We start from the raw sequence: 14,502 nt of genomic DNA on the forward strand, positions 1-14,502 counted from the left end.
GTAAACTTTAAGATAAAAACCTATTTAATAAATTTTGGATTTTTTAGCATAAAATTTAAAAACGCTTTAACCCTAAGAATAACTGAGATTCCCTTTTTTAAGGGAAATGAATATGAAAACTAAATTATACATTCTGCTTTTTTTCTTCGGAATATTTATGCTTCCGCAGAACACCTACGCGCAAGTTGATTTCAACAAGCGTCCAGATGACGATTTAGGAAATTTTGAAGATAAATTTCAAGAATATTTCTTTGAAGCCTTGAAACAAAAAGGGATTGAGAACTATCAAAAATCTGCAGATGCACTCTTAATTTGTATTGAGATGAATGATAGCGATCCTGTCTTGTATTTTGAATTAGGGAAAAACTACATGCAGCTTAAAAACTTTGGAGCTGCAGAAGATGCATTTAAAAAAGCAGTTTCAAAGTCTCCAGAAAATGAATGGTTTTTAGATGAGTTGTATGGTGTTTATATTCAGCAAAATGATATGAACAAAGCGCTTAAAACAGTAAAGCAACTTGTTCAATATCATCCAGATTATAAGCAAGATTTGGCATCGTTATATATTCAGTTAGAAAAATATAAAGACGCATTAAAGATTTTGGACGAAATGGATTCAAAATTGGGTTATAGTGAAGACAGAGATTATCTACGTAATCAAATTTACAATATAACAGGTAACAATGAAGATCGTATAGAAAATCTTGAAGAACGAGTTAAGAGCAATCCAGAAGACGAGTCTAACTATCTTCGTCTTATTTATCGTTACAGTGAAACAGGAGAAACTCAAAAAGCATTTGATGCTGCAAAGCGTTTGCTAAAACTTAATCCAGAATCACAATTAGTGCATTTAGCATTATATAAGTTTTATTTGGATGAAAACGATACTGGTAATGCTATCAAATCAATGAAAGTAGTATTAACAAGTCCTGTCATAAAACCAGAAGCGAAAACAAAAGTGCTTAATGATTTTGTGAAATTTGTTGGTAAAAACCCACAGTACGAAGCAGATTTAGTAGAGATTACATCCTTAATAAGTGAAGATAAGAGTGTGAAAACATTATTAGAATTGGGTGACTATTATTTGAAATCTAACGACAAAGTAAAAGCATTAAATTATTACGAAGAAGCGTTACAACAAGAACCTAATCAATTTAAAACCATTAGAGATGTACTCTTGCTTCAAATAGATTTAAATAAGGATAAAGAGGCAGTAGCTAAAAGCAAAGAAGCTTTAGATATCTTTCCATCTCAACCCATATTATATTTAATTAATGGTGTAGCAAATAATAAACTAAAACAACCAGAAAAAGCCATTGAAAGCTTAGAAATAGGTTTAGATTTCTTAGTTGAAAACCCAAAAATGGAAGCAGACTTCTACAAGCAGTTAAGCGAATCGCACAAACAATTAAATAATATTAGTCAATCTCAAACGTTTGCTAAAAAGGCAGAAGCCTTATTGAAAGATCAATAATATATGAGGATTTTAAAAATTGGTATAGCCTGCTTTCTCTTAATGTTGGGAGTTTCTTGCAAGTCAGCACGAAGTATCGTTGCTAATGGTGAGGTAGATTCTAAGTTGACAGCAAAACAATTAATTAGAGAAAATGGTAAGCAGGAAGCTAAATTTAAAACGCTACAAGCTAAGGTAAAGATTGATATTATAGATGGTCTCAAAGAATCATCATATTCTCTAAACCTAAGAATGGAAAAAGATAAAACCATTTGGTTAAGTGCCACTTTAGGTTTAGCAAGAGCAATGATTACACCAGATCGTGTTCAGTTTTATGATAAAATCAATAACCAATATTTTGATGGTGACTACAAATTATTAAGTGATTTATTGGGTGTAGAATTAAACTTTGAGAAAGTACAAAGCTTGCTAATTGGAGAATCGCTTTTTGATTTAAAAGAGGACACGTATGTCATTTCTAATAACGAAACATCATACATTCTTCAACCTAAAAACCAAAATGCATTATTAGAGTTATTTTTATTGTTTAATCCATCACATTTTAAAATGGATTCTCAGCAATTAATGCAACCCTTAAAAAAACGGTTTCTTCAAATAGATTATACAGGATATCAGGAAGTTGATAAAGAAGTGTTACCGCAAAATATTAAGATTATTGCAGTAGAAGATAGTGAAGAACTCAATGTTTTGATGGAATACAAGTCGGTTTCTGTCAATGAAGAGATACGATTTCCGTTTAAAATCCCTTCAGGTTTTGAAGAAATAATATTATAAAATGCGATATAAAATTACCTACATACTGTTTCTTTTTTTACTTCTGAATAGTTTTACTTCGGAAGCACAAAGTGCTAAACAAAAAGCATTAGAGGCTAAACGTGTTCAAATTCAGAAGCAATTAAATATACTTAATAGTCTCTATTCTAAAGATAAAAAGGAAGAAAAGGGTGTTCTTTCATTAGTTGAAGATCTTAATCTGAAAGTAAACACAAGACGTAATTTAATTAAAATCACCAACGATCAAGCCAATTTATTGACTCGAGAAATTAATACCAACCAAAACGAAATATCGAGTTTAAGAGATCAATTAACAGCACTCAAAAAAGACTATTCTGAAATGATAGTCAAATCTTATAAAAACAAATCTGAGCAAAGTCGGGTGATGTTTTTATTATCATCAGATGATTTTAAACAAGCCTACAAACGTCTTCAGTATATTAAACAATACGCAGATTATCAAAAGGAGCAAGGCGATTTAATAAAAGGGAAAACCACAAAACTCCAAGAACTAAACACAGACTTATTACGTCAAAAAGGAGATAAGGATAAACTCATCGTAGAAAACAGAGCAGCTAAAAAAGAATTAGAAAAAGAGCTCAAAGAGCAAGATCAATTGATGGCTTCAATACGACAAAATTTAAGTTCTTATTCATCTAAGATTAAAAAGAAACAACAAGAAATTAGTGCTATCGATAAAGAGATTGATAGATTGGTTAGAGAAGCGATTGCAGCGTCAAATAAAAAGGCAGGAAAATCTAAATCTTCAAAAGGGTTTGCATTAACACCAGAAGAAAAATTAGTTGCAAAGAATTTTATAGGTAATAAAGGAAAATTACCTTGGCCAGTAGAGAAAGGTGTGGTTAAAGTACGTTTTGGTACACAACCATCTCCAATTGATCCATCAGTCAAAATTAATAGTAATGGTGTACGAATAGCAACAGAAAGAAATGCAAAAGTAAGAGCTGTTTTTGGAGGAGAAGTATTAGCGGTTGCAGGACAAAAGAATTCTAACCCTACAGTTTTAATTAGACATGGTAATTACATTACAGCGTATAGAAACTTATCAAAAGTATACGTTCGTAAAGGAGATAAAATTTCTGCAAAGCAAGAAATAGGAGAAGTGTTCACAAACAACGCAGGAGAAACCATGTTAGGATTTGGTGTTTTTAAAGACTCCAAACCTGAAAATCCAGCAGGTTGGATTTACAAAATGTAATAACATTTACGTCATTCTGAACTTGTTTATTCTGAAAATTAAGGTATTCATGAATCTTTGATTTCAGAATCTCATCATCATTGATTTTCAAACTATATAAACAAAGCCTTCAACTCAGTAGCATCTGCTGCTTTCATTTTACCAGCAACAACCAAGCTTAATTGTTTACGACGCAATGCTGCATCATAACGCTCTTTTTCTAATTTAGTTTCTGCTATTAATTCAGGTACTTTAACAGGACGACCAGTTTCATCTACAGCTACAAACGTGTAAATAGCTTCATTAGCTTTTATGCACTCACCAGACTCTCTATCTTCTATCCAAACATCCAAAAAAACCTCCATAGAACTAGAAAAAGCTCTAGAGACTTTTGCCTCTACAGTAACCACACTTCCTAAAGGAATAGATCTATTAAAAGCTACGTGATTTACAGCAGCAGTAACGACAATTCGTCTACTATGACGACGTGCAGCAATACTCGCAGCACGATCCATACGTGCTAATAATTCACCACCAAAAAGATTATTTATAGGGTTAGTTTCACTAGGTAAAACCAAATCGGTCATGATTGTTTTAGACTGAAATGCAGTTCTTGATTCCATTAAAGGGTAGTTTTAAAATTTCCGAAGCATAAAAAGTCATGCTTTGTTTAAAAATGCAAAGGTAAGATGATTTTGTCGCTTAGATAAGCGATTTAAGTTTTTGTTAAATGATATGTTTTCACTTCGGAAATGTAGAATCTCCAAAGTCTCGCTTTTTAAATTAATCTAAAGCTTTAACCAACAACCAAGCATCACGATTCTGAGTACTTTTAATAGCGCGTAAAGCATTTAAAGCTTCAATTCTATCTGTGTGACTAGAATATACAACTTCGTGAAGTCCGTAGCGGTTCATGCCAATTTTACGAGCTTTAAAGCCTTTATCTTTTAATTGCTGTACTTTCTTGTCAGAGTTTGCTTCTACACGAAAAGCACCAGCAACAATATGGTAATTACCAATCTTTTTCTCTACTTGAAGTGTTGCAGCCGGCAACGGACTATTAATTACAAAAGTCGCTTCTTGTACCTTAGCATCTAATTGTTCATTAGCTTCTTCTTGCGCAATTTGATTGTGAGTATCAACTTGTTTTCCGTAGTAATTAGAAGCAACAAAACCTCCAGCAGTTAAAAAGATTAAACCAATGGCTGCATATTTAAGATAGGGTCTGCTTTTACGTTTTTCTGGAGTAATCGCAATTGGGATCACTTTTTCTACCGCTTCAACAGTTTCTTTATATACTTCTCTAGTAACTTGAGCAGTCTTAAATGGCGACAAACCAAAAGCATCTGTAAGATAATTGATGTGGTTAGAAGGTTCAAAATTGATGTTACCTTCTTTATTTAAAATTAAATCACCAATATTATTAAGTTCTATGGTTTCGCTTTCAATTAAGTACGATTTGATAGATTTTACTTGTTTGGCAATTTTTTCTACAGCAACGAGGTATGGTACTTTTTCAACTTCAGCGATGTAGTTGGCAAGAAGACCATCATTAGTTTGTAATTGCTCATTAAAAGACAATGTCTTTTTTGGCGGATAAAAAGAATGTGTGGTTTCGTTTAATTTTGCTGAAACACGATGCGTTAAAAAGGCTCCAAACTGAGGCACAATAACACAATCGTATCTATATAATAAATCGCTGATGTAAGTCTCTAATTGCATAAAAACAAAGTTATAAATTTTTAAACGCCAATAAAACATCATCTCAAGTATTTATTAACAGTCTAAAAAGTTGTTACTTGTAACTTATAAATCAACTAAATAGAATGACAGATCAAGATTTAATTTATGTTTTAGCGCTACAACATGTTCCTAAAATTGGAGATATTACTGCTAAAAAACTGATTAATCACTGTGGTTCTGCGGAAAATGTTTTGAAAGAAACTCAAAATAATCTTCTAAAAATTGATGGGATAGGAGCCACCACAATTAAAAGTATTTTTGATCCTAAACATATAAAAGAAGCCGAAAATGAACTCCGTTTTATTAAAGAAAATGATATCACGTGTTTATACTTTAGTGATGAAAATTATCCTGAACGATTAAAACATTGTATTGACAGTCCTATTTTATTATTTCAAGTTGGTAATGTCAACCTCAAACAAAAACGCATTATAAGTGTTATTGGGACTAGAAAAATCACGACTTACGGAGTTGCATTCTGTGAAAAACTGATTGAGCAACTCGCTCCTTTTGATCCTATTATAGTTTCTGGTTTTGCCTATGGTACAGATATCACAGCACAAAAAGCTGCAATTAAACACAATCTTCAAACGATAGGTTGTTTGGCTCATGGATTGAATCAAATTTACCCTAAAACGCATAAAAGATACATGACTGAAGTTGAAGAAAACGGTGGATTCCTCACTGATTTCTGGAGTTCAGATTCTTTTGACAGAAACAACTTTTTAAAACGTAATCGCATCATTGCTGGTATGAGCGAAGCAACGATTGTAATAGAATCTGCCGAAAAAGGAGGTAGTCTTGTTACTGCAGATATTGCCAATTCTTATGGTAAAGATGTATTTGCGGTTCCTGGTCGTGCAAATGATAGTCAAAGTATAGGTTGTAATAATTTGATAAAAACGCAACAAGCACATTTGTTGTCAAATCCTATGGATGTTCCTTATTTGCTTAATTGGCAATTAGAAAAGAACGAAAAACCTGCAATTCAAAAACAGTTATTTGTGGAGCTAAATTCCGAAGAAAAAGCGATTTATAATTTTTTAAAAGATAAGGATGCGCAGTTATTAGATGTCATTGCTGTACAATGTGAGCTTCCAACCTTTAAAGTAGCAGGTTTACTTCTACAAATGGAATTAAAAGGAGTTACTAGACCTTTGCCTGGGAAATTGTTTGAGCTGGTTTAGCATTCGTGTCTTCGCAGGGATTTATTAATACCCACCCCTTTTACGAAGAGGTTTAAACACAATCTTTGCGCTTTCTGTCCCAATAGCTAATGCATCATTAATTTCGTAGAGATTAGGCATATAATAGTTTTGATGTGTTTTTTATGCTACTAGAAGTTAGTAGTAATTAGAACCTTCTTTCAAAATTACATTAAACGGAATTTACTTACACGTCAACTAGTTTATTTTGGTCATAGTATTATTTGCCTCATTTTTGTAGTCCCAAACCTAAATTAATTTTGAATAGATATTTTTGAATTGCATGTTTTCATGTATATATCATTTCAAAACTGTTTTTTATTATAATAACCTATGAAAATATTTCTACAATCTCCTTTTACTAATCATGTCCTTTTTATTACAAACAGTAACAAATGTGTTCTATACGCAAGTTGTTACCAGTAATAAAATTATTAGTGTTACCCTTCCCTCATTGAAATAAATTAAAAATACTGTTTTATCAACTAAAATATTTATGGTAAAGCTTAATATTAAATAAATATCCTACTTATGTCGTTAAAAATTACACGCGCTTTAAAATGTCTTGGTTTATTGCAGTTTTTTGTTTTAGCCAATTTTCTAGTATTTCCATCTATAGTTATGGCCCAGACTGTAACTAATGTATTTCCTACACGAGTGACTACCAGTAGTAAAGTTACTATTATTGGTACAGGGTTTACAACTGCAATGAGAGATGAGATAAAATTAAATGGAAGTGAAAGCTCTTCAATACTAAGCACAAGAACTCTGGTTAGTGACACTGAAATGACTTTTGTGATTACTATAAATAGTGGTTCAAATAGTAGTAAAACACTTTCGATTACTGGTGTTACGTTTAACACAGGAGTTGATACTAATATTAATTATATTGCTCCAGTCTATAAGGCTCTAGGGTCAACTAGTGAGAATATGGTTTTAGAAGTTTATACTACTTGGGATCAAAACAATGATGGTGTTGGTTTTTGGAAATCGTCAGATTGGAGTTCATCTTCTAGTGCTGCAGGGAAGTCAACTTGGCCAAATGATAATCATGATTTATTAGGATTTAAAATGAATTATGGAAGTGGTGACATTATTTTTACAACTGGTGTTGATGATGCCTTATTAGAAAGTGAATTAACAGATCTCGGAGTTGATATATCTGATAATACAGTATACAATAGTCAAGTTTTTAATGCTTATTCTTCGAATGGTGTTAGTGGAAAGCCTCATTCAGCTAATTATTTGGCAATGGCAGATAAAATTGATAATCAAATCAATGATAGAGTTTTAAATAGTTCTGTATTAGCAACAGTTTATGATGTAATTATTGATGGCGTAAATGGTTTAGATATGGGTACTGGGATTACCAATTTCAATAAAAATGCAGATATTAAGTTTTTTAGTGGAAATGGACAAGTTGGAGCTCTTGATGATACTCCAGATTTAATAATAACACAAATGGCACAACCAGGAGGAAGTGATGTGTATTATTATTCTGATATTGATGGCAATGTTGTAGGGACACCTGTTAAACTTGCGTTTGGAAGTAGTCCTAGATTATATGAGTGGAGATTAGATTTATATAGGTTAGATTTATCTTCTGGAGTGACTTATGAAAATTCTTATCCTGTTCATGAGTCTTTTGGTACTCAAGAACATAGACCCTTTAGAATGGCTGCTTTTAAGCTTGAAGATTTTGGTCTAAATAATTCTAATATTACAGATGTTAATAGTATTAATATGGGAGCCGGAGGGTCTTCTGATGTAGCTTTTATGGCATACAATAAGGCTGCTTTTGAAATTAAATCTCCTCAAATTGATGAAGCTCCTGTGTCTCGATATGTTTGTAGACTTCCAACTACTTCGGCATTAACTTTCAATGCTTTTGGAATTGTAGATGAAGCTACAGGAGATTCTGATGAAACTATATCATATCAATGGTATAAGAATTATCAACCATTATCATCTGAAACATCAACTTCTTTTACAATACCTGCAGGTTTGTCTGCAAGTGATTTAGCAAACTTGATTTATAAGGTAAGACTTAAAAATGAGTATGGAGCAATTGAGGTTCCTTTTACTGTTAATGAAGGTGGAACTCCAACATATTGGAATGGTACAGATTGGATACTAGCGCCTATTTACACAGGAATAGCTATCAATCAAGAGGATAAAAATTTGATTTTTACGGATGATTATAATAAATCTGGTGATTTAATAGGTTGTGATTGTACGGTACCTGCAGGAAAAAATGTTGTTATTCCGTCTGGATCAACTATTAAACTTTATAATAATATAACGGTTGAGGCAGAAACACCAACTTATACAGATGATGAGGGTAATATTGTGCTTTCTGTAGCTGCAGGAACTTTTACTTTAGAAGATGATGCTAGTCTAGTGCAGATTAAAAACGTTACTACGAATGAAAATAGTGGTGCAATTAAAGTAAAAAGAAAAGTAGAGGCTAGTACTTTACATCCAAACGACTATGTCTATTGGTCTACACCTGTTGCAGATTTTAACGTTTCAGGTATTTCAAATATGCCGACATATCAGTGGAGTGTAAATCAAACTAATGCCAATGGACAAGCGGGTAATTGGGTGTCTGCAGCTAATACAATTATGGCTCCTGGTGAAGGTTATATCATAAGGATAGAAAATGCTTCTGTTTCTACAGGTTTTACATCAGAATTTGTAGGTGTACCAAATAACGGAAACATAGAGGTTGATGTATTTAAAACAACTGGATTTGTAGCCGATGAAGAAAACAAAAATTGGAATTTAATTGGGAATCCTTACCCTTCTGCTTTAAATGTAAATGATTTTATTCTCGACAATCCGACAATTGAAGGTCGTGTGGATTTATGGTTACATAATTCAGAAGCTTCAAATTCTGTAAATAATCCATTTTATCAAGATTTCTCATATAATTATGGGAATCAATATGTAACTTATAATGGTGTTGGTGCTTCAAACCCAGATGATTTGTTTGATGGAAATATTGCTTCAGGACAAGGGTTTTTTGTAAATGTTGACGATGCTTCGCCAAATACGAGTTCAATAAATTTTACCAATGAAATGCGCTACGGTAGTGGAGAAATTTCTTATGATAATTCACAGTTTCTTAGAAGTAGCTCAGAAGCGACTACAGTACAAACAGAAAAGGAGTTAGTATGGTTAAGTTTAGTAAATGAAAGTAATGTGTCTTCTACTACTTTAATAGGATATGTAAATGGAGCAACTACTGAAAAAGATAGATTATACGATGCCTATACTAATAATGATGGATTTAGTTTGTATTCTATGATTGATGAAGATAATATGGTGATACAAGGTCGTCCTTTACCATTTGAAGATAGTGATATTGTGCCTTTAGGTTTTGAGTTAATTGAAAGCGGGATTTATAAAATTGGTATTGATAATTTAAAAGGAAGCTTGTTTGTAGATCAGGGACAGAGTATCTATATAGAAGATACTTACTCAGGTGTGATTCATGACTTAAGAGTATCTCCATACTCTTTTACAGGAGAAGCAGGCGTGTTCAATGATCGTCTTGTTCTTAGGTATACCGCTTCAACTCTTTCTATTAGCGATGTTTCTGCTTCTAACATTTTTGCTTATGTTCATAATGACATATTGCATGTAAAATCTTTAAAAGGTATTAAAGACATTAAAGTTTATGATTTAAACGGACGACAAGTGGCTTCTTATAAACTTAATGGGGAAAGTAATACTATAGATGAAAGCTTTCTCTTTTCTAAAGGAGTATACATTGTTTCTATAACTTTAGAAGGTGATACTCTTGTGACAAAGAAAATAATGAACTAAACGGTTAATTTCGTTTTAAAAAAAAAGACCTCTGTAATTATTACAGAGGTCTTTTTTTTTAAGTATTTTTTAATACCCAACCTTACCACGAACACGATTCAAAACTTCATTAGCAACTTTCTTAGCTTTTTCAGCTCCAATAGCTAGTGCATCATCAATTTCGTTGAGGTTAGACATATAGTGGTTGTAACGTTCTCTTTCCGTAGAAAATTTAGAAAGTATTAATTCATATAAAGCCTGTTTTGCGTGACCATAACCATAATTACCATTTTCGTAATTGGCTTTCATGGTATTGATTTCATCTTCTGAAGCTAATAAATCATAAAGCGCAAAGCAGTTACAAGTTGACCAATCTTTTGGGTCTTCAAGAGGTGTGCTATCGGTTTCAATAGACATTATTTGCTTGCGTAGTTTCTTTTCTGGTAAGAAGATATTGATAAAGTTGTTTCTACTTTTACTCATTTTTTCACCATCAGTTCCAGGAATGAGCATGGTGTTTTCTTGTACTTTACCTTCTGGTAGTACAAAAGTTTCTCCCATTTGTGCATGAAAACGAGATGCAACATCACGAGTCATTTCTATATGTTGCAATTGATCTTTTCCTACTGGAATAATTTCTGCATCATACAATAAAATATCTGCAGCCATAAGCATTGGATACATAAATAATCCAGAATTAACGTCATCTAAACGGTCTGCTTTGTCTTTAAATCCGTGAGCTAACTTTAATCGTTTATACGGAAAAAAACAATTTAAATACCAAGCCAATTCTGTCACTTGAGGAATATCACTTTGACGATAAAACACCGTTTTTTCAACATCCAATCCAAAAGCTAACCAAGTAGCAGCAGTAGAATAGGTGTTGTTACGTAAGGTCTCTCCATCTTTAATTTGAGTTAATGTATGCAAATTAGCGATGAATAAATACGACTCATTTTTAGGATCATTAGCCATTTGTATTGCTGGAAAAATAGCTCCTAAGATATTTCCTAAATGTGGTGTTCCTGTACTTTGTATTCCTGTGAGTATTCTTGCCATAATAATGCCTGCAAAAGCAGGTATTTCATTTTAATTAATTTAAGCGTTTGATATAGTATGTTCTTTTTCAGTCTTCAGTCTTCTAACTTAGAACTATATCGTCAGCAAAGGTAATTTTTTTAGTAGAAATGTTGAATTAATTTAAGTAGTTTTGAGCCCAATGAAGATTTTTAAGAATATATTCTACACGTTATATCGCATTTGGTTCTACATATTAGTAGCAATACCAATTATTGTATTTTTCCCAATATTGATAATATCAATTTTGAAAGAGTCCTGGTATCCATTATTTTTTAGAATTGCTCGACTTTGGGCCTGGTTCATATTATTAGGGATGGGTTTTAGGGTTAAGATTGAGCGTGAGGAAATTCCGAAGAAAAAAGAAAGCTACATGTTTGTTGCAAATCACACCTCAATGGCAGACATTATGTTGATGTTGGTGACGGTTAAAAACCCGTTTGTATTTGTTGGTAAGGCAGAGTTGGCAAAGATTCCGTTATTTGGATTTTTCTACAAACGCACCAGTATTTTGGTGGATAGAAATGATGCAAAAAGCAGACAAACCGTATTCTTAAGAGCACAACGCAGACTGAAACAAGGCATGAGTATTTGTATTTTTCCAGAAGGTGGTGTACCAGATGAAAGCATTATATTAGATGATTTTAAAGATGGTGCTTTTAGAATGGCTATCAATCATCAAATCCCAATTGTACCTATTACATTTGGTGATAATAAAAAGCGATTTTCTTATACGTTTTTAAGTGGAGGTCCGGGAGTAATGAGAGCAAAAAAGCATCATTTTATTTCTACGGAAGGATTAAAGGTTGCAGATACAAAACCATTAAATGCTCAAGCACGTCAATTAATTTTAAATCAATTGAATACATTTAATAATTAAAACAAAAAAGCTACTCCTGGCACGGAGTAGCTTTTCGTCATTATTGCTTTTTGCAATAATTATCTAACCAACTAAAAAACTTAAAATCTAAAACTAAGTCCTGTATAAACACCAATAAAAAATGGTTGAAAATCTCCAGACGTATTATTAAAAGTGTTTATTTGATACTTGAACGTGGGTTCAAGATTAAATCGTAATTGTTTTGAAATATTATAGTTAATCCCAATTCCAAAATTGGCACTATAACTCATATCATTAATATTAGATGCTTCGCCTAGTCGTGTTTTGGTACCATTATTTTCAACAGAATAGACATCATTATCACTTAAAAATAACGTACTAAAACCACCAATAAGGTTTAACCCAATTTTTTTGTCAAGCACATTATATTCTAGCTCTATAGGTACTTCAATAAACCCTAATTGTTGGCTAATTGACCCTTGTTCTTTTATAAACAATACTTCTGGACCTGTTGCGAAACTAAAATTATTAGCGCTTATATAAGTCGTTGTAGAATCGTTAGAAGATATATTTTGTAAAGCACGACTCGTACTAGATCCATTTGGGTTATTAAAAGCAACCACATTATTAGTAGAATATCCTAAATTAACTTTGTTAACTCCTGCTCTAATGGTAAATTTTTTATTGATAGCATAAGAGCCTTTGATACCATAACTTACATTAACCTCTCCTTCTTTAGTATTATCTACAAATTGCTCATCAATTGAAGATCCATTACCTAAAGTATTAAAATAGACAGGAGCCATATTTGGAGCAATACTCCAGCGTTTTGATAACGGATCAATAGAATCTTTAATCTTTTCGTTGTCTTCTGTTTCAGTTTGAGCAATTGCTTTTTCTATAGCGTTCTCGTCTTTTTCTAATGCTTTTGTTGTATCAATCAACGTTTCGTTATTTTCCTTTTCCGAGGTATTGGAATTGGTAACTTGAGTTGATTTTTCTGTCTTAAGTTTTTTTATGAGTTTATCAATTTCAGATTTATCCTTTCTAATATCGTTTTTAAGATTAATATCTTGAGGCGTATCTTTATTAGAGTTTTTTGCAATAGCATTTTTGTTTTTTAGGTTGCTATTATTTTCCTTATCGTTCTTAAGACTTTTGTTTTTATTAGAAACTACTGCATCACGTTGTAATGATTTGTTCTTAATAATCGATTTGTTTTTATGCGTCTCGTTAAGATTCTTATCAATTTCTTGCTTCTTTTTCTCTTCGGAAATCGTCACACTCGTTTTATTGTCTGCTTTAGAGGTTGTAAGCTTATTTTGAGGCGTATTATTGTTGTTGTTGTTGTTGTTGTTGTTGTTGTTGTTGTTGTTGTTGTTGTTGTTGTTGTTGTCTGACTTATCAGATGTTATGAGTTTATTTTGAAGTGTATTGTTTTTATGTTCTTCAAGATCTTGTTCAGAATTATTTTCGCGATCTACAATAGGATTTTTATCTAAACCTTCCGAAGTATTTAATTCAGAACCATTTGTTTTAGTATCGTTGTTTGTTGAGTTATTGTTAGAGTTTTCTGTATCAACAATTTCCTTATCTACTGTATTGTCAGATTCATTAAATAACGAATGAGCAACAGTAAACATCAATATTAGAGCAGCAGCTACTCCTGCGAATCTCCACCAAATTGGGATTACTCTACGCTTTCGTTTATCCTTATTGAGTTCTAGCTCAATGTTTTCCCAGACAGCATCACTAGGAGCAACCTCAAAATCTTTGAGTTGCTCTTTAAAGAGTTTGTCTATGTGTTTTTTTTCACTCATTATATGCTTTGCGAATTGGGACTCGCTTTATATTGTTTTATTTTCTCTTTTAAAATCAAACGAGCTCTCGCTAAATTTGATTTTGATGTGCCTACAGAAATAGTTAACATCGCAGCAATTTCTTTATGCGAGTAATCATCTAAGGCATATAAATTAAATACCAATCTGTAACGATCTGGTAAATCTTGAATGATGTTTAGCAGATAATCAATGCTCATATCATCGTCATCAACTTCTACGGTTACATCTTCAATTTGATCTTCATTTACAATGTCAAAAACACCAGCACTTCTATACCGTTGTAAAGCAGTATTGATGGTAATACGTTTCATCCAACCTTCTAACGATCCTTGACTTTTAAACTGGCCAATCTTTTTAAAAATCGTTAAGTAGGCATCTTGCAAATTATCTTCGGCCTCAACATAATTGCGCGAATACTTCAAGCAAACCGAAAACAATTTACTAGCATATAGCTTGTATAATTGACTTTGAGCTTGAGTATCATTACGTTTACAGCCTTTAATGAGTTGGTCTAAACTCACATAATTTTGGTTTAATTA

Annotated in this window: 11 protein-coding genes; 6 read left to right on the forward strand and 5 right to left on the reverse strand. The window is 32.3% G+C overall.

Going from position 1 to position 14,502, the window contains the following annotated elements:
* Window positions 1-112 precede the first annotated feature (112 nt).
* The 3 genes from IM744_RS00710 to IM744_RS00720 are packed head-to-tail and all read left to right on the forward strand — an operon-like array spanning window position 113 to window position 3,467.
* Window positions 113-1,474, forward strand: coding sequence for a tetratricopeptide repeat protein (locus tag IM744_RS00710; RefSeq protein ID WP_194506167.1), 1,362 nt, complete (start codon window positions 113-115; stop codon window positions 1,472-1,474).
* A gap of 3 nt (window positions 1,475-1,477) precedes the next feature.
* Window positions 1,478-2,248 (forward strand): DUF4292 domain-containing protein, encoded by a 771-nt coding sequence (locus tag IM744_RS00715; protein ID WP_194506168.1) that lies wholly within the window; start codon window positions 1,478-1,480, stop codon window positions 2,246-2,248.
* A gap of 1 nt (window position 2,249) precedes the next feature.
* The gene (locus IM744_RS00720; RefSeq protein WP_194506169.1) at window positions 2,250-3,467 is read left to right on the forward strand and encodes a murein hydrolase activator EnvC family protein; all 1,218 of its coding nucleotides are present in this window, start codon (window positions 2,250-2,252) and stop codon (window positions 3,465-3,467) included.
* Between the two features lie 92 nt (window positions 3,468-3,559).
* Here IM744_RS00720 and IM744_RS00725 read toward each other — a convergent pair whose 3' ends face one another.
* Both IM744_RS00725 and IM744_RS00730 read right to left on the reverse strand, forming a co-directional pair.
* Window positions 3,560-4,069, reverse strand: a complete 510-nt coding sequence (locus IM744_RS00725) for an acyl-CoA thioesterase (RefSeq protein ID WP_194506170.1) — start codon at window positions 4,067-4,069, stop codon at window positions 3,560-3,562.
* A 160-nt stretch (window positions 4,070-4,229) separates the two neighbouring features.
* The gene (locus IM744_RS00730; protein ID WP_194506171.1) at window positions 4,230-5,168 is read right to left on the reverse strand and encodes an HU domain-containing protein; all 939 of its coding nucleotides are present in this window, start codon (window positions 5,166-5,168) and stop codon (window positions 4,230-4,232) included.
* A gap of 104 nt (window positions 5,169-5,272) precedes the next feature.
* On the opposite strand from IM744_RS00730, the gene dprA reads away from it, so the two are divergent.
* Both dprA and IM744_RS00740 read left to right on the forward strand, forming a co-directional pair.
* Window positions 5,273-6,376 carry a DNA-processing protein DprA gene (gene dprA, locus IM744_RS00735; protein WP_194506172.1) on the forward strand — a complete coding sequence of 368 codons (1,104 nt, stop codon included), beginning with the start codon at window positions 5,273-5,275 and terminating at the stop codon, window positions 6,374-6,376.
* A 549-nt stretch (window positions 6,377-6,925) separates the two neighbouring features.
* On the forward strand, window positions 6,926-10,225 hold the full coding sequence (locus tag IM744_RS00740; RefSeq protein ID WP_194506173.1) for a T9SS type A sorting domain-containing protein: 3,300 nt from the start codon (window positions 6,926-6,928) through the stop codon (window positions 10,223-10,225).
* A gap of 69 nt (window positions 10,226-10,294) precedes the next feature.
* On the opposite strand, the gene trpS is transcribed toward IM744_RS00740, so the two are convergent.
* Window positions 10,295-11,263: a tryptophan--tRNA ligase gene (gene trpS, locus IM744_RS00745; protein WP_194506174.1), complete on the reverse strand. Its 969-nt coding sequence runs from the start codon at window positions 11,261-11,263 to the stop codon at window positions 10,295-10,297.
* Window positions 11,264-11,423: 160 nt separating this feature from the next.
* On the opposite strand from trpS, the gene IM744_RS00750 reads away from it, so the two are divergent.
* Window positions 11,424-12,161, forward strand: a complete 738-nt coding sequence (locus IM744_RS00750; protein ID WP_194506175.1) for a lysophospholipid acyltransferase family protein — start codon at window positions 11,424-11,426, stop codon at window positions 12,159-12,161.
* Window positions 12,162-12,241: 80 nt separating this feature from the next.
* On the opposite strand, the gene IM744_RS00755 is transcribed toward IM744_RS00750, so the two are convergent.
* On the reverse strand, window positions 12,242-13,942 hold the full coding sequence (locus IM744_RS00755; RefSeq protein ID WP_194506176.1) for a hypothetical protein: 1,701 nt from the start codon (window positions 13,940-13,942) through the stop codon (window positions 12,242-12,244).
* Window positions 13,942-14,484, reverse strand: coding sequence for an RNA polymerase sigma factor (locus tag IM744_RS00760; protein WP_194506177.1), 543 nt, complete (start codon window positions 14,482-14,484; stop codon window positions 13,942-13,944). Before IM744_RS00760 ends, IM744_RS00755 begins: the two co-directional genes overlap by 1 nt.
* Window positions 14,485-14,502 lie beyond the last annotated feature (18 nt).

It is taken from the genome of Psychroserpens luteus (assembly GCF_015319355.1).
GTDB classification, from domain to species: domain Bacteria; phylum Bacteroidota; class Bacteroidia; order Flavobacteriales; family Flavobacteriaceae; genus Psychroserpens; species Psychroserpens luteus.

Coding starts and splice junctions, on each gene's coding strand:
- IM744_RS00710 (WP_194506167.1), top strand. CDS start 113: ATGAAAACTAAATTATACATTCTGCTTTTTTTCTTCGGAATATTTATG.
- dprA (WP_194506172.1), top strand. CDS start 5,273: ATGACAGATCAAGATTTAATTTATGTTTTAGCGCTACAACATGTTCCT.
- IM744_RS00750 (WP_194506175.1), top strand. CDS start 11,424: ATGAAGATTTTTAAGAATATATTCTACACGTTATATCGCATTTGGTTC.
- trpS (WP_194506174.1), bottom strand. CDS start 11,263: ATGGCAAGAATACTCACAGGAATACAAAGTACAGGAACACCACATTTA.
- IM744_RS00715 (WP_194506168.1), top strand. CDS start 1,478: ATGAGGATTTTAAAAATTGGTATAGCCTGCTTTCTCTTAATGTTGGGA.
- IM744_RS00740 (WP_194506173.1), top strand. CDS start 6,926: ATGTCGTTAAAAATTACACGCGCTTTAAAATGTCTTGGTTTATTGCAG.
- IM744_RS00755 (WP_194506176.1), bottom strand. CDS start 13,942: ATGAGTGAAAAAAAACACATAGACAAACTCTTTAAAGAGCAACTCAAA.
- IM744_RS00725 (WP_194506170.1), bottom strand. CDS start 4,069: ATGGAATCAAGAACTGCATTTCAGTCTAAAACAATCATGACCGATTTG.
- IM744_RS00730 (WP_194506171.1), bottom strand. CDS start 5,168: ATGCAATTAGAGACTTACATCAGCGATTTATTATATAGATACGATTGT.
- IM744_RS00720 (WP_194506169.1), top strand. CDS start 2,250: ATGCGATATAAAATTACCTACATACTGTTTCTTTTTTTACTTCTGAAT.